The sequence below is a fragment of the Saccharomonospora sp. CUA-673 genome (assembly GCF_001942305.1).
Lineage (GTDB): Bacteria > Actinomycetota > Actinomycetes > Mycobacteriales > Pseudonocardiaceae > Prauserella.
Genome location: NZ_MKKE01000066.1, coordinates 166,098 through 189,892, shown reverse-complemented (window position 1 = coordinate 189,892; position 23,795 = coordinate 166,098). Strand labels below are relative to the sequence as shown.

The following is a 23,795-nucleotide window of genomic DNA, read 5'->3' as shown; positions in this document are numbered from 1 at the left end:
ATTCCATCGCCGACCGGATGACCTCCCAGCTCGCCCTGGACGCGCTGGAATCGGCCGTCGCCCGCCGTGGTGGCCACGTCGCCGGCTGCACGCTGCACAGCGATCGTGGAGGCCAATTCCGGAGCCGGAAACTGCAGCAAGCGTTGTGGCGCCACCACATGCGCGGCTCGATGGGCCAGGTCGGCTCAGCCGGTGACAACGCCGCCATGGAGAGCTTCTTCAGCCTCCTGCAACGCAATGTGCTCAACCGCCGCACATGGGCCACACGCGAAGAGCTCCGCATCGCGATCGTGACCTGGATCGAACGCACCTACCACCGACGCCGCAGACAAGCCCGCCTCGGCCGCTTGACCCCCATCGAATACGAAACCATCATGAGCCACACCGCCACCCCGGCGGCCTAAACCACTGTCACAGTTTCCTTCAGCAGCCCCACTTTGATCGGCCACTGTGGTGCAACGGGGATCGGCTTGCCGCGGCGTCCTTCGGTGGCCAGTGGTCGCTTGATGACCTTGCTGATGTAGTTGCCGAACTCGATGTGGTCCACGCTGCTCGAGGAGAGCAGAGCCTTGAGATAGACGTCCTGATCAGTGGCGCCGCTGGGATTGGCGCGGCCGTTGATCCTGGCCGTGCAGTACACAACTCGAGTGACCGACGCCCCGGGCCAGATCTTGGCCTGCTCGGCGACCAAGGATTTGGCCAGGGCACGCACATCGAGCCAGCGCCACCCCGCCACGCCGCGGCCGCAGGCCTTTCGCCCGCCGTAGTAGAGGTTGTAGCCGTCCACGTAAACCCCAACACGCATGCGGCGACCTTAGCGACCACCTTCTCCTGGTGGCCCCCACCTGCTGTTCAGGTGTCGCCGAGGACGGCGCGGGCGCGTGCGGTGTCGTGAAATTCGGGCACGTGCTCCTCTTGGAGTTCGATCTTGCGCTGGTACCACTCGTAGGCGCCCTGGCGACTCATGCCGAGGGCGGCGCCGATGTCGGTCCAGCTGGCGCCGGCTTCGCGGGCATCGCGCATGACCATCCAGCGGCGGCCGGTGAGCAACTCGACCAGGCGGCGGTTGGCTTCGAGGGCCTGGGCCGCAGTGACCGGGGCGAGGCCGGCCAGAACGTGCTCGAAGACGTCGACGCCCTCGGGTCGAGCGTCGGGGTCGGCGGTGATGCGTTGGGCGAGTGCGCGTTCGAAGTAGGTGTTCCAGGCGGCGGCCAGTTCGCGCTCGTCGCCGTCGCGCAGGACGGCCTCGACGTCGACGTCGGCGGGTAGCAGGCCCGGCGCGATGCCGCCGCTGGTGCCGTCGGTCAGTGCGATGCGCTCCATGTTGTCGAGCTAGCCTGACACGCAGAGGGTGTCAAGGCAGCTTGACGGATGGTCGGCAACCGCCGCGGTGGCCGGGTGATAATCCGCTGTATCACCCGGCGACCTTGTCGGGGGTCGCCGCTACGGTTTCTCACCATGAGCCGACCCGATCCCCGCCCGTTCCAACGCTTCGAGGACCGCCTCGCCGGCAAGCCCCTCGACGACGTCCTCCTCGAGGGCGTGCCCGACCATCTCGAACAGCCCTTGCGGGACTGGCTCTACGCGGTGCTCAGGGACAACAGTGTTTCCAACCGGCCACGCGAAGCGCTCGCCGCGGACGCGCTGTTGATACTGCAGTGGCCGAATAAGGCAGCGTACGGCCCAGTGACCACGCTTGTCGGATGTGCTCAGGAGGACTTGCTCGCTGCCATCGATGCGGTGCTGTACCTCGATCCCGATAACCCATGGTCCTCTCTCATCAGCCCCCAGGACATCGACGAGCTCGACAGAAAGCTGCTCTATGGCCGCTCGGCGTATCGGGTCGACGACAGTCGAGGCGGTTTGGTGGCGAGGGTGGACCCAACTGTCGAGGAGGCGTACCGCGGCGCCGTCGACAACGCTGAGAAGACCGCGGCCGAGTTGCTGCGCAGCGCGTGGCACCACGTCTACAAGCCCAACCCGACAGCCACCGATGCCACGACGGCCTATCGCGAGGCCGTCCGTGCGGTCGAGGAAGTGGCGTGCCCGCTGGTGTTGCCGAACAGCCCGAAACCCACGCTCGGCACCGTGATTGCGCACCTGCGCGATGCCGAGCACAAGTGGGAAACCGTACTTGTCGGCAAGGACGGAGATCCGGGAGGACCGCAACCAGTACGTGAGCTGATGGAACGATTGTGGAACGGCCAAGTGTCCCGACACGGTGGCAGCAAACAGTCCCGTGACCAGGACCAAGCCGAATCCGAGGCCGCCGTGCATACCGCTGTGCTGCTCGTGCAATGGCTATCTACCGGCGTCCTGCGGAAGGCAGACGCGTGAGTACTGGGCTCATCCTCCCGACTGGTTCCACCGAGCTCGGCCGGCTGCAGGTGGCTGGTGAGCTGCTCGAGCGGGCCCATGCCGAGCGGGGCGAGTTGGCCGCGTTGCCGCAGCGCGAGCAGGTGTTGCTGGCGGCGTGGCTGGCCTCGTTGCGGTCGCGGCGCACGCGCCGCGCTTACAGCGGCGATCTGCTGTCCTGGCTGGCGTGGCTGGGCGAGCGTGAGGTGGACGTGTTGTCGGCGGGGCGGGTGCACGTGGACCTGTGGGTGCGCGAACAGGAGGCCGTGGGGGCGGCGGCGTCGACGGTGTGCCGCCGGTTGTCGGCGCTGTCGTCGTTCTACCGGTACGCGGCCGCGCACGATCTGGTCGACGTGGTGCCGACGGCCGGGGTGGCGCGGCCGGCGGTCGATCGGGACCACACCGCCACGATCGGGCTGGACCGCGAGCAGACCCGGGCGCTGCTGGCCGCGGCCGACGCCGACACCGGTCCGCAGCGGTTGCGGACCGCGGCGATCGTGCGGCTGCTGGTGCACAACGCGATCCGCACCGACGAGCTCACCGCCGCCGACGTCGACGCACTCTCCCAAGACCGCGGACACCGGGTGCTGACGATCGTGCGCAAGGGCGGGCGCCGGGTGAAGATCCCGCTGGCTCCGTCCACCTGGGAAGCCCTGGAAACCTACCTCGAGGACCGGGCGGCCGCGGCCGGCCTGGATGGGTGGCGCCGGCTGTCCGGGCCGCTGGTGGCCACCGCCAGCGGCGGTCGGCTGCGGCAGAACCACCTCTGGGAGCTGGTGCGCCGGCTGGCCCGCACCGCCGGGATCGACGTGTGGGACCAGCTCTCGGCCCACAGCCTGCGCCACACCGCCATCACTCTGGCCCTGGATGCCGGGGCGAACATCCGGGACGTGCAGGACTGGGCCGGGCACCGCGACCCGCGCACCACCCGCCGCTACGACCACTCCCGCGGCAGCCTCGACCGCAGCCCGGCCTACACCCTGGCCAGCTACCTCGCCTGACACGCCTCTTCTTTGGACACGGATCGGTCGTCACGGCCATGTCAGGCCGGGGCCGTTCCTGGCTGTTGGCCGACGAGTACCTGTTGCTGGACTTGGTGGGAGTTGCGGCCTCGGCGGAACTGGAACGCATCCGGTGGTACGGCGCGTTGGCTCGTGCGGATCAGGTGCAGTCTGGTCAGTTCCTGTGCGCCCTTGAGCCGGGTTTCCTCCGAGAGGCCGTAGCGGTCGTGGGCCATGCTCGGACTGAGCCAGACCCACTTGGGGTCGGGGTGTTTGATGGTTTTCCCGGTTTCGAGCCACAGAACCAGCAGCATGGTCAGAGCGGGGCCGCTGAGGGCTCCGATCCACCCGTTGGTCCAGAGTTCCCGAGGAAGTTGGATGTAGCGGTGCGCGTCGGCCGCTGCGGGTTTGCTGCGCCGCAGTCGGGTGTAGGTCGCCCCGGGGAGTTCGTAACGACGCCCCGAGCCGCTGTCTTCGAGCAGGTGAACGATGGCGTCGTGTCCGCGCGCCGATTCCAGATCGATGAATTGGTTGGCGTCGAGCCACCGCAGGGCGTTCTTGATCCTGCGGGCGCCAGCCGTCGCCGGCTGATCGAGGCCAAGCAGCTCGGCCCATGCCCGAGCGGGAAAAGTCAGGGTGGGGTCGTCATGCACGACCCACAGCAGGGACAAGTATAACCCAATGCGGACTCCGCCCCCTGCGCTACCACGCCCGCCGGCGCCGCCCCTGAGCAGCCTGATTACCGGGGGAGCAGGCTGCTCCGGTGTCTCGCGGCTGATGAAGCTGTACCGCACGGGTGCCTCTCGTTTGGCCCGTCGCGCCAGGTGTGCCGCCGCCGCGAGTTCGGGCCGCGCAGTGTTGCCATCGAGATCCGCGATCATCGGCACTCTTCCTCGAACTGGTAAGGTCGCCATTAGCTATATACGGTCGTTCCTATAACGTAGTACCGGCCGAGTTGGCGGTATAGAACCCGCTCAGATAGTACTTTAACATCCGGGTCGCCCGGTTATATCTGCCAGCTTAGGTGTCTGTCACCGGGTCAGTCAGTACTTTTACTTGGCCCTGACCATGCTACGCTGGGGAACAGCACACCGAAGGCACGCTCATATCCGTGCGACCGATGTGTGCGAGTGGCCTGGCCCACGTCCGGAAGCTGACCGACGGTCGACGTAACCACGGCAGGCTCCGGCAAAGGCCAGACACACGAGGGCCCCGCCTGACGGCGGGGCCCTCGTCATGGCATGGCTCTCTAGCTCAGTCGTGACGACGCTCGGTGGCCTGAACCAGCGAAACCCGGCCCGCCCACCGTCCGGAAGGCTGCCGGGTTCACTTCGCAGGCCTACTGGCCTGCGCTCGACTACCGTATCGCTCCCGCCTACGCGGATGGCCCGCTAAGTCGGGGGCGCGCCGTACCCTGGATCGGTGCCTTCTCTTCCTTCGTCCGCTGCTCGGTGTGCGTTTGCCGACGAGTCATTCAAGGAGGCCACCGTCGGTGGCTACTACGTACTCGCGGCGGCAATGTTCGAGCCTGCCGACGAGGACGATGTGCGCGAGGTTCTGCAGCGACTCCGCGGGCCGCGGCGTCGTGTTGGCAAGCTTCACTGGAACGAGATGAACGAATCTCAGAAGCACCGCGCGGCGAAGGAAATTGGCGGACTCGAGGGGTTTCATGTGGTGGCGGTGGGGGCTCCGGTGCCGCAACAGCGCCAGGAGCGGGCCCGAGCAAGGTGCCTGAGCACGCTGTTGTTCGAGCTGCATAGCTACGGTGCGGAGCGTTTGATCATGGAAAGTCGCAGCAAAGAGCTCAACGCACGTGATGTCAAGGCGTTCGTGGGGGCGCGGTATCAGCTGCCGAAAGGGACGTCGTTTCGGGTTGAGCATGTGCCAGGTCCGGACGAACCGCTTCTCTGGGCGGCTGATGTCGTGGCGGGCGCCGTGCGGGCCAGCCGGGAGGACGAATCGGCACCGTTCCGCGCAGCACTGGAGCACTGCGTGTACGAGGTCTCGGTGGATACCGGCTGCTGACCAGCCCCAGACATGCGTAAGGCCAGGGTCCCGGTCTGCCCCGAGTAGCACCTGGCCTTGCGACTCGCCCCGCACCCGCGGTGCGGAACTCACGTGTCACAGGGTAACCCACTCGCCGTCGGCGGTCCAACAGAGGCCAGTGTCTTCCAGTGGGTTGCTGTCAGGTGGGTGGCGAGGTCGCTACCGGGATAGTGGTTGTCGGCGCTCGTTCCAGGCGTCATCGAGAGCTGAGGCGTTGGTGATCTCGTAGCAGCGCGGGTACCTAATCAGCTACGTCACGTTCCCGAATCCGTCGAAACCGCTCCCCCATCAGGTGCGCCACCTCAGGCGGCATGTCCGTCCTCGGCCAGTCCTGCTCATCGATCGCAGGCAGGGTCCAGTAGCGGTACCGGAGTCGATCAGGGGGCCAACTCAACGCGTCGTCACCCGTTACGAAAGAAGCCATATCGTCGAGCACTGATTCGCCCGCAGACTCAAGAGAAGAAACAATTGCGTAGCCTACGCGAGAAAGCCATGCCTGAATACGCGATAGGGGAATCGTGTCGCCAATCCAAATCTCCTTGTTGGTGAAAGAAATTCCCTCCACCAGTACGTCAGGATGCTGCTCTGTGAGCTTGCTGATAGAAGGGCCACCGTCCTCGTCCCAGTGTTCGACGACGTTACGTAGCAGCTCCAGCACATCTTCGCCCTCCATCGAGGTCTTCAGCCGCTTCGGGAGTCGGACCTGGGCACGAAGGACGTTCCGAATAGCGACAACTAGCAAGTCGAGTTCTGTTGTCGCCTGCATCGAGAGCGCCTGGGTGGGTACTTTCACTGGCCGCCGACGATCAAAAGGCTCGTAGTTCTGATCGTAGTGCTCCACCCACGATTCTCGGTTGGCCTTGTCGTCGTTGAGATACGCGCGTACCTGCGCGTCTTGCAGGGCAGCACGCAGCTCAAGAAAGACTGCCTCGAAACGATCTGCCTGCATCTGGGCCCCCTCGACCCAGCGGAGTCCTCGCCGCCACACGACGATGTCCGGTGCGGGCGCCCTCTGCGGCTTCTCCGATTTCGACACACTCTCATCGTGCCACCGAGCCACAAAGAGGCCAGTGCTTGATTTGTCTTGGCACATCGTGAGGACATCATCGCTACCCCGCGACGCCGGGCTTCTCCTCAGCGTTCTCGTTCACCACGCGGTGGACCACGCCCACGGAGACGCCGGTGCCGCGGCTGATTTGCCGGATCGACTGTCCTTCGTCGCGGCGGGCGAGGATCGCGCGGCGCTTGTCGTCATCGACGACGGGCGGGCGTCCGCCGGTTCGCCCCTGTCGCTTGGCTGCTTCAAGGCCGTTTTTGGTTTTGCGGCTGATGTCGCGGCGTCGGTCCTCGGCCAGGGCGAGGGCCAGGTCGAGCACGAGTGATCGCTCGCGGTGCTCGCCGGCGGCGATGCCCTCGAGGACCTTGACCGCGACGCCACGCTGGAACAGCTCCGAGAGCACGAGCAGGCCGTCGAGGAGGTTTCGGCCGAGCCGGTCGACCTCTTGCACCGTGAGCATGTCGTCGGGCCGCAAATAGTCGACGGCGGCGGAGAGCTGCGACCGGTCGGCCGCCTTCTTGTGGCCGGAGATCTTCTCCTCGAACACACGGGATCTCCAATGCATGTGCTGGCAGCTGAGGTTGAGCCTACGACGGGGGCCTGACAGGACCCCGGAACGCGGAAGGCCGCGGCACCCACGTGGGCGCCGCGACCTTCGGTGCGCGGTCGACGACATGGCGTGCGGTGCACACTCTCGGCGAAACGTCACCGTGTCGATATGCGCCAGTGTTCCCGACTGGGAAAGACCGGCGTGTGCCGGCGCCGTGGGTGGGTCAGCAGCGTTTCAGGACAGCGGCGAGGGCGTCGTGCTCGTCCCTGTCGACGGTGAGGTCGTAGCGCTGCTTAATCTGTACCCACCTGGCCGCGTAGCCGCAGCGGTCCTGTTCGGGCAGCCACGTGGCCGGGTCCTGATCGCTCTTGGACCGGTTGGAGCTGGCGGTGACGGGCACGAGCACGTCGGGGTCGTTGGCGTAGGCCTCGCGCTCGTCTTCGGTCCAGTCGCGGGCGCGGAGCGGGCGACCTCGGCCAGCGGTACCCAGTGGTCGACGTCCAGCTCGGAGGAGTCGTCAACGATCTCGCCGTCGTAGATGCTGGTCCACTCGCCCGACACGGCACAGTCCTCGCCGACGGTGACGCCTCGCCCATGGGATTTGAGCGCGGCATCACGCGCGTCGCACCCCTCGCCCACGGACGACCAATGGGGCCAATCGTCACGGTCGTAGTGGGCGCCGGTGTCCTCCGGCGCGACGGTCAGCTCGGACAGGTCCACACCGCCTGCCGCGGGCGCAGCCTCGGTGGTGGTGTCGGACTGTGCGAACGGGAGATCGGCTCCCGAGGCGAGGTAGGCGCCGGCGGCCACGACGAGCGTGGTGAGGGCGGTGACGAGCTTCTTGTTCATCGCATCTCCTGGTGGTGTCGACCGCGCAGCTGCGCGACAGCGTCGGCAATGATGGCCCCGTGGTCGAACGCCAGTGGCGGGAGTCGTTCGATGTGCCACCATCGGGCGTCTGCGGCGTCGTCGGCCGGCTCCGGCGTGGGACAGCCGCCGATGCCGCCCAGTGCGGGCACGAGGCCCCACCAGGCATCGCTGCTGACGTCGCCGCGCGGGTCGCGGCCGGGAGCTTTGTAGTGGTCCACGAACTCCAGGGCATGGCAGGCGACGTTGGTTTCCTCGGCGAGCTCGCGCCGTGCGGCGACCTCGGAGCTCTCGCCCGGTTCGACGTAGCCGCCCGGGATGGCCCACCGGCCGGCATACGGTTCCCAGCGGCGGCGCACCAGCAGGATGTGCCAACCGGCGGTGTAGCCGAACAAGCAGCAGTCGGCGGTGTCGGCGGCGATGTGGTGACGAGACATCGGACCTCCTCGAAGAGACGTGGGCCGGGTCATGCGGCCAGGTGCGTGGTGGTGAGGGCGTGGGCGGCGCGGGTACCGAGCCAGGCGGCGATGCCCACGGGCACGGCGTTGCCGATCTGGCGTTTGACCTCGGCGGTTTTGCCGACGAACTCGTGCCCGTCGGCAAAACCTTGGGCGCGGGCGCATTCGCGGTTGGTGAGCATGCGGTGCCAGGCGGTGCCGCCAGCGGTCACGGTGGGGGTGGGAACCGGATACGCCGGAAAGGGGCCGCGGCTAGGTATCGGTGCTGGTCAGAACCGGTGCCAGGAACTGGATTAGCTGCTCGTGGGCTTGAATGATGGTGCGGGTGACGCCGAACTCGGCGGCGATCTGGGCGACGGTGTAGCGGCGTTTCCCGTCGTCGCCGGTTTCCTCGTACATCTGCCGCGCCAGCTTGACCTGCCGGGGGCCGAGCTTGGGCTTCTGTCCCCCGGTGCGGCCCCGCGCCCGCGCGGCCGAGAGCCCATCGATGGCGCGCTCGGACATCAGGGCGTGCTCGAACTCGGCGATCGCGCCAATGATGGAGAAGAACAGCCTTCCGACGGCAGTGGACGTATCGATGCCCTGGTGCAGCACCACCAGGTCGACCTGCTTGACCTGGAGCTGCTTGGACAGCTCGATGAGGTGCTCCAGCGAGCGGCCGAGCCGATCGAGCTTGGTCACGACGAGCTGGTCACCGGCGCGGTTGGCCTTGTTCATTGTCGACGAAGACCTCGTCGCAGCCTGCCGCGGCCAGAGCGTCGGCTTGGGCCTCAGGGTGTTGATCGCGAGTGGAGACCCGCCCGTAGCCGATCCGCATCGCCGGGACTGTATTGCGAAGGCCCGACAGCGTGACACTGGCGCGGACACGGGGTGCGCGACAGAGACGACCTGCGGAAACGCTTTGCTCCTCAGGGTGTCTCGTGAACGTTGGTTTGCGCATCACCGGCATGGCCAGAGCTTGCCATTGATTTACTTAAATCACGGTTGACCTGCTGCGATGGTTACCGTCTGCGGCAGGTAGCACGCTCCTTACCGGCAGCCCGAGCACGAGGGGAAGCTCCGCCTCCAGCTGCGCAATCTGATTATCGGACGGCGAGGCGTCCGACGACGGCAGCGGCTGGCCGCCAGCGGGCTTGGGAGCCGAGAGGGTTTGTCGATGATGCACAACCGTTCGGCCGAGGTTGGTCACCCTCACCCCTAGGGCTGGGGCCAGGCGTAGCGCTACCGTTGGGCAATTGCGGCGAAAAGGGGCACAGAGGTGGCATCGTTGTCCAGGGCACCGGTCGTATCGCAGTCCGAGTGGGGCGGGGACGTTCTTGCACTCGTCTCCGAGACCGCACATCGTCTCAACACGCGACAGCCGCAGATCGCCCGGGACATGAGCGAGCTACTCGCCAGCGAGATCGACATGCTGGATGCCGACCAGGATCTCGTCGAACTACTACTGGCCAGCGTCGATGCCAACACGAAGACGATCGTCCACATCCTGACCAACCACATCCCGATTGAGCACCTGCAGCCGACGACGGCGGCGGTGGAGTACGCACTGCGCTTGGCGCAGCGCGACATCCCCGGGAACTCGCTGGTCCGGGCCTACCACATGGGCCAGGACGACTTCATTCAGCGGGTCTTCGAGGAGGTCCAGAACCTCGGCTGCTCGGCCGAGAGGAAGATCGAGGTGCTCCACCACATCTCGCGGGTGGTCTATCAGTACATCGACTGGATCTCGCTCTACGTCATCGACGCCTACTCGAAGGAGCGGGAACGCTGGAACAACGCCCGCGGCAACGTGCAATCCTCGCTGATCCATAAGATCCTCGCGCAGCAGCCGGTCGAGACGTCGGCATTCGAATCCGAGACCGGATACCGGCTCGAGCAATTCCACCTCGCCGCGGTCGTCTGGAGCACCAGGTCGGAAGCGGATTCGGGTGAACTCAGGACTCTGGAGGACGTCCTGCGCGCGCTCGCGACGCGCTACGGAGCAGGCAGCCCACCGATCATCACGGCGGTAGATCGGACCACGGCCTGGGGGTGGATCCCGCTCGGACGCGGCCACCGGACCGTGGACATGGCCGAGGTACTGCAAGCGGCCGAGAGCACAGGAGGCTGCAGGGTCGCCCTGGGCCTGCCGGCTTCAGGCGTGGCCGGTTTCAAACGCTCGCACGAACAGGCACAGGCCGCCCGAGCGGTGGCGCTTGCCTCGGGTGAGCGGACGCCGTCGGCGCTCAGCTTCGGCGATCAGGGTGTGGCGATCGTGTCTTTGCTCGCCAAGGACATCGACTCCACCCGGGCCTGGGTCTCGGAAGTGCTGGGCCGCTTGGCCCACGACGACGAGAACACGGCTGTGCTGCGCGAGACGCTGCGCGTGTTCCTGATGAACGGCGAGAACTACGGCAAGACCGCCGAGCAGCTCACCCTGCACCGCAACACCGTCAAGTACCGGCTCGGCAAGGTCTTCGAGGACGGCCGCAGCCCGAGCGCCTACGACCGGCTGGACGTCGCGCTTGCGCTGCAGGTCTGCCATTTCCTGGGCCAGCGGGTGCTGCGCCCGACCACCGCCGTCTGACGGCCGGGGCCGCCAGGCGCGGGCTCCGTCAGACCGGCTCGTAGAAGTGCAGCACCGGCGCCTGATCGGTCATGTCGATGGCGTCGGTGATGTCGAGCGTCCCGTCCCCGAGCGCCTCCGCCAGCCGGTTCGCCAACGACTGCAGGTCGTCGGTGTCGAGCTCGTAGACCGCCAGGTAGCGGCGGGCGGGCAGCTCGGCGGCAGAGACGAGTTGCGCGGTGGCGAGCCGGAATCGGTTGCCGCCGACGACGCCCGGGATGCGCTCGACGACCTGTGGGATGTGCACCTCGTCGTACCACTGGTTGAACGCCTCCTCCTGCTGCGGGGAGCTGGGCGAGACATAGGCGATCAGTTGTGCGCGGGCCATTTTTCTGTCCTTTCGATCTTGTTCCGCTCAGAGCAAGGAGGCATCAAGGCCGCCATCGAGCACGAGACCGCTACCCGTGCAGAACGAGGATCGTTCGCTGGCGAAAAACAGTGCGGCCTCGGCGACCTCGCCGGGTGTTCCGTAGCGCCCCTGCTTTTGCTCGATCAGGCCGTCGAACCCACCGCTGGGCAGACCGAGTATCTCCTCGAACGCCGGGGCCGCGGCCGTCACCAAGTCGGTGCCGACGAATCCCGGAAGCAGCGCATTGACCCGCACGCCGTGAGGGCGCAACTCCGTGGCGGCTGTCTTGGTCAGGTTGACAACGCCCGCCTTGGCCGCGGCGTAGTGCCCGATCAACGGGGATCCAGTGATCGCGGTGAACGAGCCGAGGGTGACGATCGCACCCCCGCCGGCCGCGATGATGGCCGGGGCCGCGTAGCGGATGCTGAGGAAGACACCGTCGAGATTGACCGCAGTGACCGCCCGCCAGCTGGCGAGGTCCATCTGCAGCAACGGACACGGGGCACCGACTCCGGCGTTGGGCACCATCACATGAAGGGCACCGTGTCGCTCGACGGTTGTCTCGACCAGGGCGGCGACTTGCTGCTCGTCGCGCACATCGCACACTTGAGAGGTGGCACCGGGGATGCCGGCGGCGACCTTCTCGGCCGCGGTCTCATCGATGTCGGAAACGACCACCGTCGCCCCCTCGGCACCGAAACGCTCAGCGATGGTCTGGCCGAGGCCTTTGCCTGCCCCGGTGACGACGGCGACCCTGCTGTCGAGTGGTCCACTCATTGTTCGCTCCTTGGTGTGTGAGTGGTGAGGTCAGCCGAGCGACAGCAGCGTGGAGCCGCCGCCATCGATCGTGTATTCGCTACCGGTGAGGTAGGAGGCTTCATCGGAGGCGAGGAACAGGATGAAGTTGACGACGTCGCCGGTCTCGGCGATCCGGCCGAGAGGGGACAGCGCGGGCCCGAGGTCGTCGAGCGAAACCCCGGCGGTCTGTGCGCCGTAGGCGGCCATGGAGGTGTTGACGTAGGTCGGGTGCAGCGAGTTCACCCGCACGTTCGCGGCGGCGTACTCGGCGGCGACGTCCTTGCTCATGGTGCGCACGGCGCCCTTGCTGGCCCCGTAGAGCGTGTGCCCCGCGGTGCCCATCAGACCAGCGATGGACGAAAGATTGATGATCGCGCCCCCGCCGGCTTCTGCCATTCCGGGTGCGACATGCTTCAGGCCGAGGAACGTGCCGGTGACGTTGATCGCCATCAATCGGTTCCAGTCCTCCAGCGTGGTCTCCGCGAGCGGGGCGATGAGGTAGATACCGGCGTTGTTCACAAGGACGTCGATCCGCCCGTACACCTCGCGCACGTGGCCGGTGACGCGGATCCATTCGTCTTCATGTGCGACGTCATGGGCGAGGAACTCGGCGGTCCCCCCGGCCGCGGTGATCTGCTCGACGACCGCTTTGCCACCGGACTCGTTGACATCGGTGACGATCACGGTGGCCCCCTCATCGGCGAGCCTGACCGCGGCGGCAGCCCCGATCCCCGTCGCAGCGCCGGTGATGAGCACGACCTTGTCCTGGACTCGAGACATGAGTGACCTCCCTTCGGTGTAGTGGAAATGGTCAGCGGGGCGACCGGCTAGCTAGGGGCCGCCTGTCGCCCCGCTTGTTAGAAGCGCCGCGCGCTACGCAGGTACCGCAGAGCGCGGTCGGCGGCGTTCGCGCCGCACATGCCGTGTGCGCCGGGGCCGGGTGGTGTGGCGGCCGAGCACAGGAAGTGCCCGGGTAGCCCGACGTCGTAGGGGGTGAGGGTGGTGCGGGGTCCGAACACGAGCTGGGGGATGTTCTTCGCCCCGGTGAGGATGTTGCCGCCGACGTAGTTCGGGTTGTACTCGGCGAAACCGGGTGTGGTGCGCTCGGTGATGCCCACGATCCGCTCCCGGAATCCGGGGGCGAAGCGCTCGATCTGCGCGATGATCGCTTGGGTGGCGTCGCCGGTGTAGCCGTTCGGGACGTGGGCGTAGGTCCACACCGGGTGCACGTTGCCCACCGAGCGCTGCGGGTCGGCTAGGTACTGCTGTCCGACGAGCACGAACGGTCGCTGCGGCATCCGGCCGGCGTGGATGTCGCGCTCGGTCGCGGCGACCTCGGCGAACGTGCCGCCGACGTGGACGGTGCCCGCCCGGCGCGCCGGTTCGGCCGTCCAGGGCACCCCGTCGGCGACCGCGAAGTCGACCTTGAACGCCCCCGGGCCGTAGCGGAACCGCCGGTAGGCTCGGGCGACGCGCGGGGGCAGCCGGTCGCCCAGGATGTTGGCCACCGCGGTGGGGGCGAGGTCGAACATCCTCACGTCGACTTCCGGCAGGTCGCTGTGGATCGCACCCGCGCCCCGGTCTCGATCTTTCCACCGAGATCGAGCAGCAACGCCGCCATCGCGTCGGTGATCGACTGCGAGCCGCCGGCCGCGACCGCCCAGCCGTGCCGGTGTCCCGCCGTCAGGATGCCCAGCCCGATGCTGGAGCTCAGCGGTCGGTGCAGCGGATGGAACGCGTGTGCGGCGACCCCACCGAGCAAGGCTTTGGCCTGTTCGCCCGCGAAGGCCTTCGCCAGCACTGAGGCCGGCATCAGGGCGGGGATCCCGAAGCGGGCGAGCCGGATCGGGTGGTGCGGGATCCGCAGTAGCGGTCCGAGGATGTCCTCCGCCAGCGCGTCGTAGTCGGCCGCCGGCCTTGCGAACAGCCGCGACCAGCGGGCGCCGTCGGCGCCGAGACCGGCAGCGGTCTCGGCCACGGACCGGTGCAGCACCCCTGCGGTGCCGTCGTCGAGCGGATGCGCGCAGTCGATCTCCGGAAGTCGCCACTGCAGGCCGTAGCGGCCCAGGTCGAGGCCGTGCAGGAAACTCGAGCCGACGGCCATGGGGTGGAACGCCGAGCAGTGGTCGTGGACCAACCCGGGAAGGATCGCTTCGCCGGACCGGGTGCCACCGCCGATCTCGTCGGCGGCCTCGAGCACGGTGACTTGCACTCCCGCCCGGGTCAGGGCGATGGCGGCGGCGAGCCCGTTGGGCCCACCGCCGACCACGACCGCCGTGCTCATGCCGAGCTCCCCACCGCCGAGTCGGTCTCGTCGCCGCGCCGGACCGACGGCACCCCGGATCCTGCCTTGCGGGTCCAGGTGACCGTCAGCGGGATGGGGCCGTTGGGCAGCCAGGGCTGCTCGGCCACGGCGTCGGCAACCTTCCATGTGCCGCGTTCGATCACGCCGAGCGCGGCGTCGATGACCTTGTAATGCTGGACCCTCGAGTGGATGGCCTGCGATTCGACCCAGACCACGACCCACTCGCCCGGGGCGAAGCCGACCCGGCTCTGCACCGCACGGATCAGATCCTCGTTGTGCAGGTGCCCGTCACCGAAGTTGAACCCGATCAGCGAGTTGCAGCCGAACTCGCCCTCGCGCACGGTCCGCTCGTCGAGATCGGCAAGGTTCTTCATGAGTACCGAGAACAGTCCCCGGCCCTGACTGTGCATCGAGCGCCACGCGATGGTCTGCTGCATCGTGATCTCCGCAGCCGGGGCCGGATAGCCCAGAGCTTGCAACTGGTCGACCTGGTTCTTCGTGGGCCGGTGCGGCAGCGCGTTGAGCTTGTCCTCCGCGCCCGGGGCGAACGCCCACAGTGCCGAGGCCCAGTTACCGGCGTATTGGCGCATGGACGGAGTGAACGCGACCAGGTCCGGGCGCAGGTTACCCAGGACGGGGAAGAACACCAGCCCGGCCACGATCGCCACCGTCAGCCACGGCGAGGACATGTCCCCGATCCCGTAGCCAGCCCACGCCGGGTGACCGAGGAACAAAAAGACCGCGGCGAAGGCGAACAGGATGTTCCACTCCAGCGGCACCGCCAGTGGGAACGTCGAGGTGATGAACACGTGGAACAACACCATCAACACCACGGCGGCCAGCGTCAGCCAGTAGTTGCTGGACAGCAGCAGCACCAGCGGCGTGACGATCTCGACCAGCGTGCCGCCCACGTGCGCCATAAAGGTCGCGAGCTTCGATGGACGAATGTCGCGCGGGAAGTCCCGGTAGTGGGCCCGCTTCAACCACCGCGGCGGCCACCAGGGGGTGTTGCTCACCATCGGCGGGACGACGTTGGTGAAGTGCCGCCCGAACTTCGCCACCCCGGCACCGACCCACACACTCACGATCAACAACTTCAGCGCGATGATCATGTCGACGAACGGCAGGAACGCGAAGAACACCATCGCGGGCAGGTATTGCTCACTACGGGCAGCAATGAAGAGCGTCTTGTCCCGCAGACCGCACAGCACCAGCAGCACGATCGGCGCGATCAGCAGAGTCGGGTTCACCAGACCGGCCGTAGTGCCGGGCAACGCCGCCGACAGGCTTGCGCTCGGGACTCCGGGCAGGACTATGGCCACCAGCAACGTGACCAGCAAGCCCAGATACAGCACCACATCACCCGCGGTGCGGCGGTCGCCGCTGGTGAACGGAACCCGCTTCCAGGGCCGCAGCCGGATCGTGCCGGGGCGGGCCCAGAACAGCACACCGCCCGTCATCGGCTTGAACTTGCCGGCCAACGGGCCCCACGAGCCCGCAACTCCGAATGCCTCGAGGAAAACCGTCCACAGCACCAACTTCTGGTAGACGATCGGCTGGTCCCACCAGCTCGTGACCTCCCAGAACGGGCCGATCCCGGAGGTCCAGGTCGCCAGCGCCGTGCCCGCGAGCACGTAGAGGAACAGCACCTTGACCACGTAGGTCGCCGCGATCTGCCTCGGGGTGCCGAAGCCGTACTCGACCCAGTGCAGGGCCAGCGTCTTGATGCGTTCCCGTAGCGGCTTGTCGAGGAACGTCTCCATGTCCACGGGCGGGAAATCGCCTGTTTTGAACCCCATTTCGGCTCCTTCACTGGGGCATAGGGGTGCTGCCGGGCCGGCTGGTGCTCTCCGGTCCGTTGCATCCGCGGGGTGTGCTAGCGGGGTTGCGGGGTCTTCCGCAGGCCCGGTTTGTCGATCTTGCCGACCGGGTTCTTCGGCAGCGTGTCAAGTAGGTGGATCTCGACGGGAATCTTGACCTTCGTGAGGTTTCGCCGGCAGCGTTCGAGCAGCTCGTCGACGGTCACCGGGGTGTCCGGGTACGGCACGACGTAGGCCACCGGGACCTCCCCGTACAGCGGATCTGGGGCCCCGACGACGGCGGCCTCCAGGACCGCTGGGTGGCCGTACAGCACGGATTCGATCTCCTTGGGGTACAGGTTCTCCCCACCTCGGATGATCATGTCCTTCACTCGATCAACGAGGGTGAGATAGCCGTCCTCGTCGACACGGCCGACGTCACCGGTGCGCAGCCATCCGTCCACGAGCGTCGCGGCGGTATCCTCCGGGCGGTGCAGGTAGCCACGCATCACGTTGGCGCCCTGGATGACGACCTCGCCGACCTCACCTGCCGGGAGAATCTTGCCCTCCGGCGAGATCGTGGCAATCCGCTGCCCGGGCAGGGCAGGCCCGACGGTGCCGAGCTTGCGCACACCGTCGACTGGGTTGCAGGTCGACGCACAGGTACCTTCCGTGAGCCCGTACCCCTCGACCAGCACGAACCCGAACCGCTGCTCACAACGCTCGAGCAGCGCCTTTGACACCGGCGCCGCGCCACAGACCGCTAACCGCAACGACGACGTGTCGAACGAGACGTCGTCCGGAAGCTCAGCCAGGCGCGCATACATGGTCGGTACGGCCGCGAAGTACGTAGGCCTGTGCCGCTCGACGGCAGCCAGGAATGATTCCGGATTGAAACGCTCCATAATCGTGAGCTGGCCACCGCACAACATCGTCGTCAGGAAGCTGAGACAAATCGCATTGACGTGAAACAGTGGCAAGATGAGCAAGCAGTGATCAGAGTCGGTGATCCTGAAGTGTTCTGCAGTCATCGAGGCCATGGCATGAAGGTTGGCGTGATCGAGCATGACACCCTTGGGTCGGCCGGTCGATCCGCTCGTGTAGATCAGCAAGGCCAGCTCGTCCGGACGCACCTCCCTCTGGGGGAGGCAACCCGTAGCTACCGCACGCATCTCGTCGACGTGGATCGCCGGTAGTCCCGCGCTCGGAGCGTCCGGGCTTGCGTTGAGCACAAGACCAGCACCGGAGTCACCCAGCTGGTACTCCGCCTCGTGCTCGGTGAACGCGGGATTGAGCGGCGTCGCGGCGGCTCCCACGCGCCAGGCAGCGAGCAGCCCGATAAGCAACTCGACTTGGTTCGGCAACATCACACCAAGAACATCGCCGGGGCCAAGCCCGCGTTCCGAAAGTTCCTCGGCGAAAGCGTCGACCCGTTCGACAACCTGCGCATAGGTTAGATCGTTGCGGCTGTCCCGCAGACCCGGATTCCCCATAGCAGAGTCCGGGTGACTCCACGGTAGGTAACCGATACTCACATGCCACCCCTAGAGTGCTACTTCGTGTGATGCACGACACTAGACCCGGTTGGTGGCTCATTCCTATATCAAACATCGACGATATCTTCGATCCGCCTTGTCCACCATTCACAAATACGCGGGTCTGGGTCCCATGAACTCCGGACCCTGCAGCAAGGTACGCCCCCTCCGGGGCGCTCTGCCTCTTTTCGCATGTCCAGGGACTGGGGCTCATCCTGCTCGTTTGATGGAGCTGGGCCGATCCCCTATCGGACCGGCCCGGTGGGCGCGGCGAACAGCACGCGGGGTTCGAGGTCGAGTCGGGTGACGGGCGTGTCCTCGGGTGGGGTGAGGTTGAGTACGAGGTCGCCCATGCGGCGGATCGTGTGCTGGATATAGGGGGTGACGGTGGCCAGATCGTCGGTGTCGACCTGGTGCCCCTCGGCGGCGAGCTGGTTGGCCGCGTCGGTGATGTCCAGCGCGGTGGAGTAGACCGCGCAGTTGGCCAGCAGCTCGTTGAACTTGACGATGCGCTCTTGGTGGTCCGGGTCGTTGTGGCCGAGGACCCGCCCGCCGATCATGAGCCAGTCCGCGTAATTGTGGAACCCTTCGGCCCGGTTCGTGATCGCCGTGATCTGGGCCCGCATCCCGGGGTCCGAGAGGTAGCGCAGCAGCGTGATCGTGCGGATGACCCGGCCCAGCTCCCGAAACGCCCGGTACAGCCGATTCTTGCGCGAATGGGTGCCCAGCCGACGCAGCAGCGTCACCGACGACACCCGACCTTCGCGGATGGAGATCGCGGTGCGCAGCAGATCAGGCCAGTGTCGCTCGATCAGGTCCCAGTCGATGGTGTGCTCGTCGAACAACGAGTCGATGTGCTGATAGCGGGTGGCCGCCTCGGGGCGGTAGAAGGTCAGGTCGTGCCAGTTGCGGATGCGCGGCAGCAGGTCGAAGCCCAGCAGCGCGGCCAGGCCGAACACCGGCAGCGACTGGCCCTGCGTGTCGGCGTGGATGGTCTCGGGTTCGACGTCGGAGTCGTTGTGCAGCAGCCCGTCGATGATGTATACGGCCTCCCAGGCGCCGCAGGGTACGAAATGGCTGAACAGAGCGATGTAGGAGTCGGCCACGAACCGCATCGCCAGTCCGCCGTAGCCGCCGTAGCGGATGTGGGACTCGGCCAGCAGGTTGTTGTTCCAGGTGTCGATCTGTGAGCCGTCGGCGGCCACGATCTGCCCGTCGCCCCACATGCCGGCCACGTCCAGCGTGGCGAACGCGTTGATCACGTCGGCCGAGCACTTGTGGACCTTGTCGGCGGTGGAGTGTTTGTTGCCGGTGGTGTAGAGCTCGTGCGCGGAGATCTCGCCACGCATGTGCCGGGCGACCTCGGTCGCGCCGAGGTTGGCGCCGTAGGCGTAGGCGGTGAGCACGTAGCGGCCCAGGCTGTCGCGGATCTTGGGATCCGAGCCGGAGGCCGGGCCGAGGTGGCGGGGCCAGCCGGTCAGGTACGCGGTGCGGGTGAGGATGTCGAGCAGGCTGCGCTCGGGCAGTCGCTGGTGAATCGCCTGTTCCAACGCCAACGCCGACGGGCGCCGCTCCGTGCCCTTGCGGCGTTTGAGCACCGGCCGGCCGCCTTCGAGGACCAGGTCGGTGTTGGCCGGATACCCCGCGTCCACCTCAGCGGCGACCTGGGACAACCGGCGATGGTAGAAGTCGACCAGCGCCGGTGCGTCGGTCGGGATCCCGGCCTGTTCGCAGAACTGGGGCACCAGCGGTGCGCACTCGCTCCACGACATCAGCTGCGCGCCCAGATCGGCATAGGACTCCGACCCGGACACGGCGATATCCCCGGAGCGCAGCTCGGCGGCCAGGTACGAAAACACGCACACTTCCAGGTGCCGGCGCGCCAGCATCCCCGGCCGGTGCTTGTCCCGCAGCACCTTGCGCCACAACACTCCGGCGAACGCGCCGACATCGACGCTCATGGTGAGCTGCTGGTCATCGCGGGTATGTGTGGTCGCCTCTGGGATCCACTCTGAGCGTCGATCGCGGTTGGCGCGCAGGAACTCCACCGCGTCGATGACACTGCGATCCGCCGTCGTGGCCACCAGCTCCAAGGCGTCGACCAGGGTGAACAGCGCTGAACGGTGCGAGCGGTAGAAGGCTTCCAACAGCGGCAGGTAGTTGTTGCCGTGATAGGCCGACACGGCCTCGTGGGCCGCTGACAGCTGCTCCACCCCGCCTGCGGATGCCAACGTCTTCAGCAGCAGGCGTCCGGCTCGTTCAGCAAGCTCCCCCTCGCCCACCTCCGCATCACGGGACCCGCCCACCACCGGTGCGGCAGCCCCCTCCGCGGACGGTGGCTCAGGGGCTGCGGTCGCCTCGCGGGTACCGCTCAACACCTCGCCGAAGACCCCGAGGAGTCGTTCGGACTCGGCACGGTGGGCCTCATGCAGCTGATCCAGCCGTTCCTTACCCTTCTTGTGAATGGCGGCCATGCGCTTGCAGAACATCGTCACCACCTCGTCGCGCGCGGCGATGCGCTGCTGATGCAGCAAGCTGACCAGCAACGTCAGCTGCTTGGCCTCGCCCATCCGGCGCAGGTCATCGACCGTGGTCACCCGCGCCTCGCCCGCGAAATGGCTGATCTTGCCCGCCGGCACACCCTCCAGCCACGCCTCGGTCGCACCGATGGCATCCAGGGCCTGCACATGCGCCAGACGCTGCTTGAACTTGCCCACCGTGGCCGCCCCCGCCGGGGCCTTGAGCCGGTCGAACTCGCTGCGGCGCGTGCCCGGATCCACCAGCAGCAGCCGCTCCAACCGCGCCCGCTCTGCCCGACCCAACCGGCCGGCCACCCGCGCGAAGAACGCGGCGTTGACCTCCGCGCGGATCGTCGCGGCCATCTCGTCCAGCGTCGAATAGCCCGGCAGCTCACAGCGGGTCCGGACCAGCTCCTCCAACGCCACGTTGATCAGATCCGCCGGATTGTCCTTGGTCTGCACCGCCGAGCGGATCGCCTGCTCAGCGATCGCGCGCACCTTGTCGGCCTCGTAGGCCACGCCCAGGTGCTCACGCACGAACTGCCGGTGCCGCTTCGCCGTGCGCACAGCATCGGTCTCCGCGGTCACCCCGGCCGGCAGCCCCAGCGCGTCCCGGACATGCTCGACTACCGCCAGCGGAACGTCGGCCAGTTTCGGGAAATACCCCAACCGCTGATACGACTTCAGCCGCACCACCAGGGCCAACAAGTGCTGATCACGCTGGGTCTTGCCCCGCGCCCACACCATCTCCTCAGCGGTCGGGGTGAACGCCTCAGCCAGCTCCCGCGCCGAGACCACCCGCTTGAACCGCGGATACGCGGTGCGATCGATCGAGGTCAACTCCGCATCCCAGCACGGTCGTCAGTCCGGACCGCAAAACCCTAGCCACCGCGGGAAACGCCGCACCACACCGGCATCTGACCAGCACCGATACCTCGCCGCGGCCCCTTTCCTGCGTATCCGGTTCCCACCCCTAAGTCCCCGCCGGCCCTTGGCTGGTGTGGCTGTCCGCGGCGAAGCGCGCAGCCCTGAGCGCTGCTCAGGGCACCGTAGGAGAGTGATCTCCTACTCACCCCCAACTAACTTCATAGCGGGGATACCGACGGTATGAGCACAGGTCAGCGAGTGTGCTCCCCGCGCGAGCGGGGGTGGTCCCCTCTCGCCGGTTGGAGCTGCAGCAGTGCTCCCCGCGCGAGCGGGGGTGGTCCCTGGACCGCGGCGTGGAACGGGATCCGCACCGCGTGCTCCCCGCGCGAGCGGGGGTGGTCCTCAACCCTGGCTGGCCACGGTGGCGATCGCGGCGTGCTCCCCGCGCGAGCGGGGGTGGTCCCTCCATACGCACACGTTTCGGCGTGTGCCGACCGTGCTCCCCGCGCGAGCGGGGGGTGGTCCGGCATACCGGTTCCGCTCCTCTGGCTTTAGCGGGTGCTCCCCGCGCGAGCGTTGGTGGCGTATCAGGGCCTGATAAATCTGCGACCCCGGTGATCCTCCTGTTCGCTCTGTCGCTCACGCCACGGCGTATCAGGGCCTGATATCTGCCTGGCTTCCCGAGTGTCGGTGGCAGGATGCGGGCATGACTGCCAGCACATCATCACAACCCGCTCGGACTGTCGCCATCGCGATGCAGAAGGGCGGCGTGGGCAAGTCGACCTCGACGATTTGCCTTGCTCGTGCCGCGCACATTGCCGGACACCGCACCCTCGTTGTCGACCTCGACGCGCAGGCCAACACCACCAGCGACCTCGTGGCCGAACCTGTGGCTGCCGACGAGGTGACCGTCGCTGACGCGCTCGTCGGGGACGTCGATCTCGCCGACGTGCTAGTGCCGTCGATCTGGTCGACGGTGACGGTGGCGCCTGCGGCGGCGACGTTGTCGGTCGCGATGGATCAGCTCGCCTCGGTGGTGGCCAGGGAGATGCGACTCCGGAAGGCGCTGAAGCCGTTGCTCGGCGACTACGACCTGGTGCTGATCGACTGCCCGCCGGCGCTCGGCCTGAGCACGGTGAACGCGCTTACCGCGGCCGACGACGTGCTGTTGGTGGCCGAGCCGGACGTGTGGTCCCTGGACGCGGTCGCGGATATCGCGCAGGCCATCGGCGACGTCCGGGAGGACCTGAACCCCGACCTGGCGACTGTGGGCGTGCTGCTAAATCGGTGTCGCCGCACGGCGGAGGCGACACAGGCGATCACCGAACTCGGCGAAGGTCTCGACCACCACCTTCCGGGCACGCCGGTGTGGGTCGATCGTCAGGTGCCGCTCTGGACGGACATCTCCAAGCACGTGCACGGCGGGGTCGGGCTCGACGAGGGGCCGCCGCGGCTGCGGCAGCTCATGGAGCGCACCTACTCGCCGATCGTGGCCGAGCTGGTCGGAGGTAGCCGGTGATGGCGGGGCGGCGTCCGTCACGGTTCGCGGGGCAGTCGCCGGCCCGGCCGGAGTCGATCCAGCGGGCGGCGGAGATGCCGCTGGATCTGCTCGTGGGGTCGCCGGCGAACCGGCGGGACGAGACCCAGGATGACGCGGACGAGCTGGTCGACGCGATCCGCGCGCAGGGTGTGCTCCAGCCGCTCGGCATCGTGACGGTCGAGGTGTTCTGCGAGACGTGGCCGGAGCACGCCGCCGAGGTGCAGGCATCCGAGGCTCGGCACGTGGTGGTCAACGGCAACCGGCGGTTGTGGGCGGCCAGGGAGGCCGGGCTGACCACGGTTCCAGTGCACCAGGTCAGGACTGCCGATCTGCGGGTCGCGGTGCTGTCGGAGAACGTCAACCGGAGGGCCATGTCACCGCTGGCCGAGGCGGACGCCGTGGCCGAGCTGGTCGAGCTGCACGGCGGCCAGGTGCCGGCGGCCAAGTCGTTGGGCCGGTCGCAGGCGTGGATCTCCGGGCGCCTCAAGCTGCGCACGAAGGTGGCGCCGGAGTTGCAGCAGAAGGTCGACGCCGGGGACCTGGCTGTCGACGACGCGCTCCGCCTCGCATCGAAGGGCCGGTCGCACGCCGAGCAGGTCGAGGCGTATCAGGCCCTGATATCCGACCGCGGCGGGTCGACGAACGACGACGTCGTTGTATCAGGCCCTGATAAACCGAAGAGGACCCGCCCGGTGCGCCTGCACCCCGGCCTGTCGAAGGCCGCGAAGACTGCGGAGAAGGCCGGGCGCGAGTTCGTCCTCGCGTTGAACGACGCCCGCCGCGACGGAAACGAAGACGCGCTCCGTGACGCGGTCGAGGGACTGGCGGCCGGTCTCGGCTGTGCCGTCGACGAGCTGCCGCCGTCCGTGCTCCGTGCCGCCGGCTACGACCGCTGAACGACACCGCGAACACCGTCTCCGATCTGCCGTCGGCGGCAATCTCGGCGGCCGGTCTCGACGACAACACGACGTCGCAGGGGTAGCGCTAGCCCCAAAATGGCGGCGCAATGTTGCCACCCCAAAACCGCTGGTTGGGCTGCGTTTTGGGGTGGCCGTTTTGGGGTGGCGGCACCCACAGCGTCGGCTTCGTTTTGGGGGTGCCGTTGGCCCTACGTTGGGGTCGCGTTTGGGGCCTGGTTTTGGCC

At 67.4% G+C, this 23,795-nt stretch carries 25 protein-coding genes and 1 CRISPR repeat array; of the genes, 7 read left to right on the top strand and 18 right to left on the bottom strand.

The features are described 5' to 3' along the window. Positions 1 to 404 (top strand): DDE-type integrase/transposase/recombinase (locus BJF85_RS23270; protein WP_139320566.1); only part of this gene is annotated, 404 nt, incomplete at its 5' end. Here the strand turns inward: BJF85_RS23270 and BJF85_RS23265 are convergent. Further along, on the bottom strand, positions 401 to 787 hold the full coding sequence (locus BJF85_RS23265; RefSeq protein WP_075850104.1) for a hypothetical protein: 387 nt from the start codon (positions 785 to 787) through the stop codon (positions 401 to 403). The two genes, BJF85_RS23270 and BJF85_RS23265, sit on opposite strands and share 4 nt — an antisense overlap. 65 nt (positions 788 to 852) lie before the next feature. Beyond that, complete coding sequence (locus tag BJF85_RS23260; RefSeq protein ID WP_075850103.1) at positions 853 to 1,323, bottom strand: hypothetical protein; 471 nt, start codon at positions 1,321 to 1,323, stop codon at positions 853 to 855. A 135-nt stretch (positions 1,324 to 1,458) separates the two neighbouring features. Between BJF85_RS23260 and BJF85_RS23255 the strand changes: the two genes are divergently transcribed. Both BJF85_RS23255 and BJF85_RS23250 read left to right on the top strand, forming a co-directional pair. Further along, entirely contained in the window at positions 1,459 to 2,337 is an 879-nt protein-coding gene (locus BJF85_RS23255; RefSeq protein WP_075850102.1) for a hypothetical protein, read from the top strand. Continuing rightward, entirely contained in the window at positions 2,334 to 3,356 is a 1,023-nt protein-coding gene (locus tag BJF85_RS23250; RefSeq protein WP_158057114.1) for a tyrosine-type recombinase/integrase, read from the top strand. The genes BJF85_RS23255 and BJF85_RS23250 overlap by 4 nt, the downstream gene beginning before the upstream one ends. Positions 3,357 to 3,397: 41 nt before the next feature. On the opposite strand, the gene BJF85_RS23245 is transcribed toward BJF85_RS23250, so the two are convergent. Beyond that, positions 3,398 to 4,237, bottom strand: a complete 840-nt coding sequence (locus tag BJF85_RS23245; RefSeq protein WP_139320810.1) for a hypothetical protein — start codon at positions 4,235 to 4,237, stop codon at positions 3,398 to 3,400. Between the two features lie 541 nt (positions 4,238 to 4,778). On the opposite strand from BJF85_RS23245, the gene BJF85_RS23240 reads away from it, so the two are divergent. Then, positions 4,779 to 5,381, top strand: coding sequence for a DUF3800 domain-containing protein (locus BJF85_RS23240; protein WP_075850100.1), 603 nt, complete (start codon positions 4,779 to 4,781; stop codon positions 5,379 to 5,381). Positions 5,382 to 5,643: 262 nt separating this feature from the next. Here the strand turns inward: BJF85_RS23240 and BJF85_RS23235 are convergent, their stop codons facing one another. The 7 genes from BJF85_RS23235 to BJF85_RS31735 all read right to left on the bottom strand — a co-directional run bounded on the left by BJF85_RS23235 (position 5,644) and on the right by BJF85_RS31735 (position 9,151). Next, positions 5,644 to 6,438: a hypothetical protein gene (locus tag BJF85_RS23235; RefSeq protein ID WP_075850099.1), complete on the bottom strand. Its 795-nt coding sequence runs from the start codon at positions 6,436 to 6,438 to the stop codon at positions 5,644 to 5,646. 73 nt (positions 6,439 to 6,511) lie between these two features. Then, the gene (locus tag BJF85_RS23230; protein WP_369822277.1) at positions 6,512 to 7,135 is read right to left on the bottom strand and encodes a recombinase family protein; all 624 of its coding nucleotides are present in this window, start codon (positions 7,133 to 7,135) and stop codon (positions 6,512 to 6,514) included. A 97-nt stretch (positions 7,136 to 7,232) separates the two neighbouring features. After that, positions 7,233 to 7,409, bottom strand: coding sequence for a hypothetical protein (locus tag BJF85_RS30740; RefSeq protein WP_255375886.1), 177 nt, complete (start codon positions 7,407 to 7,409; stop codon positions 7,233 to 7,235). A gap of 445 nt (positions 7,410 to 7,854) precedes the next feature. Continuing rightward, positions 7,855 to 8,313, bottom strand: coding sequence for an NUDIX hydrolase (locus tag BJF85_RS23220; RefSeq protein ID WP_075850098.1), 459 nt, complete (start codon positions 8,311 to 8,313; stop codon positions 7,855 to 7,857). Between the two features lie 29 nt (positions 8,314 to 8,342). After that, a complete protein-coding gene (locus tag BJF85_RS26860; RefSeq protein WP_222844650.1) occupies positions 8,343 to 8,546 on the bottom strand; it encodes a DNA cytosine methyltransferase in 204 nt (67 codons plus the stop codon). A gap of 40 nt (positions 8,547 to 8,586) precedes the next feature. After that, complete coding sequence (locus BJF85_RS23210; protein WP_222844649.1) at positions 8,587 to 9,051, bottom strand: recombinase family protein; 465 nt, start codon at positions 9,049 to 9,051, stop codon at positions 8,587 to 8,589. Then, a complete protein-coding gene (locus tag BJF85_RS31735) occupies positions 9,026 to 9,151 on the bottom strand; it encodes a recombinase family protein (protein WP_369822276.1) in 126 nt (41 codons plus the stop codon). Before BJF85_RS31735 ends, BJF85_RS23210 begins: the two co-directional genes overlap by 26 nt. Positions 9,152 to 9,712: 561 nt before the next feature. Between BJF85_RS31735 and BJF85_RS23205 the strand changes: the two genes are divergently transcribed. Next, on the top strand, positions 9,713 to 10,900 hold the full coding sequence (locus BJF85_RS23205) for a CdaR family transcriptional regulator (RefSeq protein ID WP_222844648.1): 1,188 nt from the start codon (positions 9,713 to 9,715) through the stop codon (positions 10,898 to 10,900). 28 nt (positions 10,901 to 10,928) lie between these two features. Here BJF85_RS23205 and BJF85_RS23200 read toward each other — a convergent pair whose 3' ends face one another. The 8 genes from BJF85_RS23200 to BJF85_RS23170 all read right to left on the bottom strand — a co-directional run bounded on the left by BJF85_RS23200 (position 10,929) and on the right by BJF85_RS23170 (position 21,084). Beyond that, the gene (locus BJF85_RS23200; RefSeq protein WP_075850097.1) at positions 10,929 to 11,267 is read right to left on the bottom strand and encodes a DUF4286 family protein; all 339 of its coding nucleotides are present in this window, start codon (positions 11,265 to 11,267) and stop codon (positions 10,929 to 10,931) included. Between the two features lie 27 nt (positions 11,268 to 11,294). After that, a complete protein-coding gene (locus BJF85_RS23195) occupies positions 11,295 to 12,065 on the bottom strand; it encodes an SDR family oxidoreductase (RefSeq protein WP_075850096.1) in 771 nt (256 codons plus the stop codon). A gap of 30 nt (positions 12,066 to 12,095) precedes the next feature. Beyond that, positions 12,096 to 12,866: an SDR family NAD(P)-dependent oxidoreductase gene (locus BJF85_RS23190; protein ID WP_075850095.1), complete on the bottom strand. Its 771-nt coding sequence runs from the start codon at positions 12,864 to 12,866 to the stop codon at positions 12,096 to 12,098. 77 nt (positions 12,867 to 12,943) lie between these two features. Next, positions 12,944 to 13,624, bottom strand: coding sequence for a phytoene desaturase family protein (locus BJF85_RS31730; protein WP_369822275.1), 681 nt, complete (start codon positions 13,622 to 13,624; stop codon positions 12,944 to 12,946). Beyond that, a complete protein-coding gene (locus tag BJF85_RS31725; protein ID WP_369822274.1) occupies positions 13,621 to 14,370 on the bottom strand; it encodes a phytoene desaturase family protein in 750 nt (249 codons plus the stop codon). Before BJF85_RS31725 ends, BJF85_RS31730 begins: the two co-directional genes overlap by 4 nt. After that, a complete protein-coding gene (locus tag BJF85_RS23180) occupies positions 14,367 to 16,190 on the bottom strand; it encodes a DUF3556 domain-containing protein (protein WP_075850094.1) in 1,824 nt (607 codons plus the stop codon). The genes BJF85_RS31725 and BJF85_RS23180 overlap by 4 nt, the downstream gene beginning before the upstream one ends. A gap of 77 nt (positions 16,191 to 16,267) precedes the next feature. Then, a complete protein-coding gene (locus BJF85_RS23175; RefSeq protein WP_187346959.1) occupies positions 16,268 to 17,683 on the bottom strand; it encodes a class I adenylate-forming enzyme family protein in 1,416 nt (471 codons plus the stop codon). Positions 17,684 to 17,970: 287 nt separating this feature from the next. Next, positions 17,971 to 21,084 carry a Tn3 family transposase gene (locus BJF85_RS23170; protein WP_075850092.1) on the bottom strand — a complete coding sequence of 1,038 codons (3,114 nt, stop codon included), beginning with the start codon at positions 21,082 to 21,084 and terminating at the stop codon, positions 17,971 to 17,973. A gap of 287 nt (positions 21,085 to 21,371) precedes the next feature. Next, a CRISPR array of direct repeats spans positions 21,372 to 21,694; the repeat unit is 25 nt; unit sequence GTGCTCCCCGCGCGAGCGGGGGTGG. Positions 21,695 to 21,817: 123 nt separating this feature from the next. On the opposite strand from BJF85_RS23170, the gene BJF85_RS23165 reads away from it, so the two are divergent. Together BJF85_RS23165 and BJF85_RS23160 are read left to right on the top strand one after the other, a co-directional pair. Continuing rightward, a complete protein-coding gene (locus BJF85_RS23165; protein WP_075850091.1) occupies positions 21,818 to 22,630 on the top strand; it encodes a ParA family protein in 813 nt (270 codons plus the stop codon). Beyond that, positions 22,630 to 23,547: a ParB/RepB/Spo0J family partition protein gene (locus BJF85_RS23160; RefSeq protein WP_075850090.1), complete on the top strand. Its 918-nt coding sequence runs from the start codon at positions 22,630 to 22,632 to the stop codon at positions 23,545 to 23,547. The genes BJF85_RS23165 and BJF85_RS23160 overlap by 1 nt, the downstream gene beginning before the upstream one ends. Positions 23,548 to 23,795 lie beyond the last annotated feature (248 nt).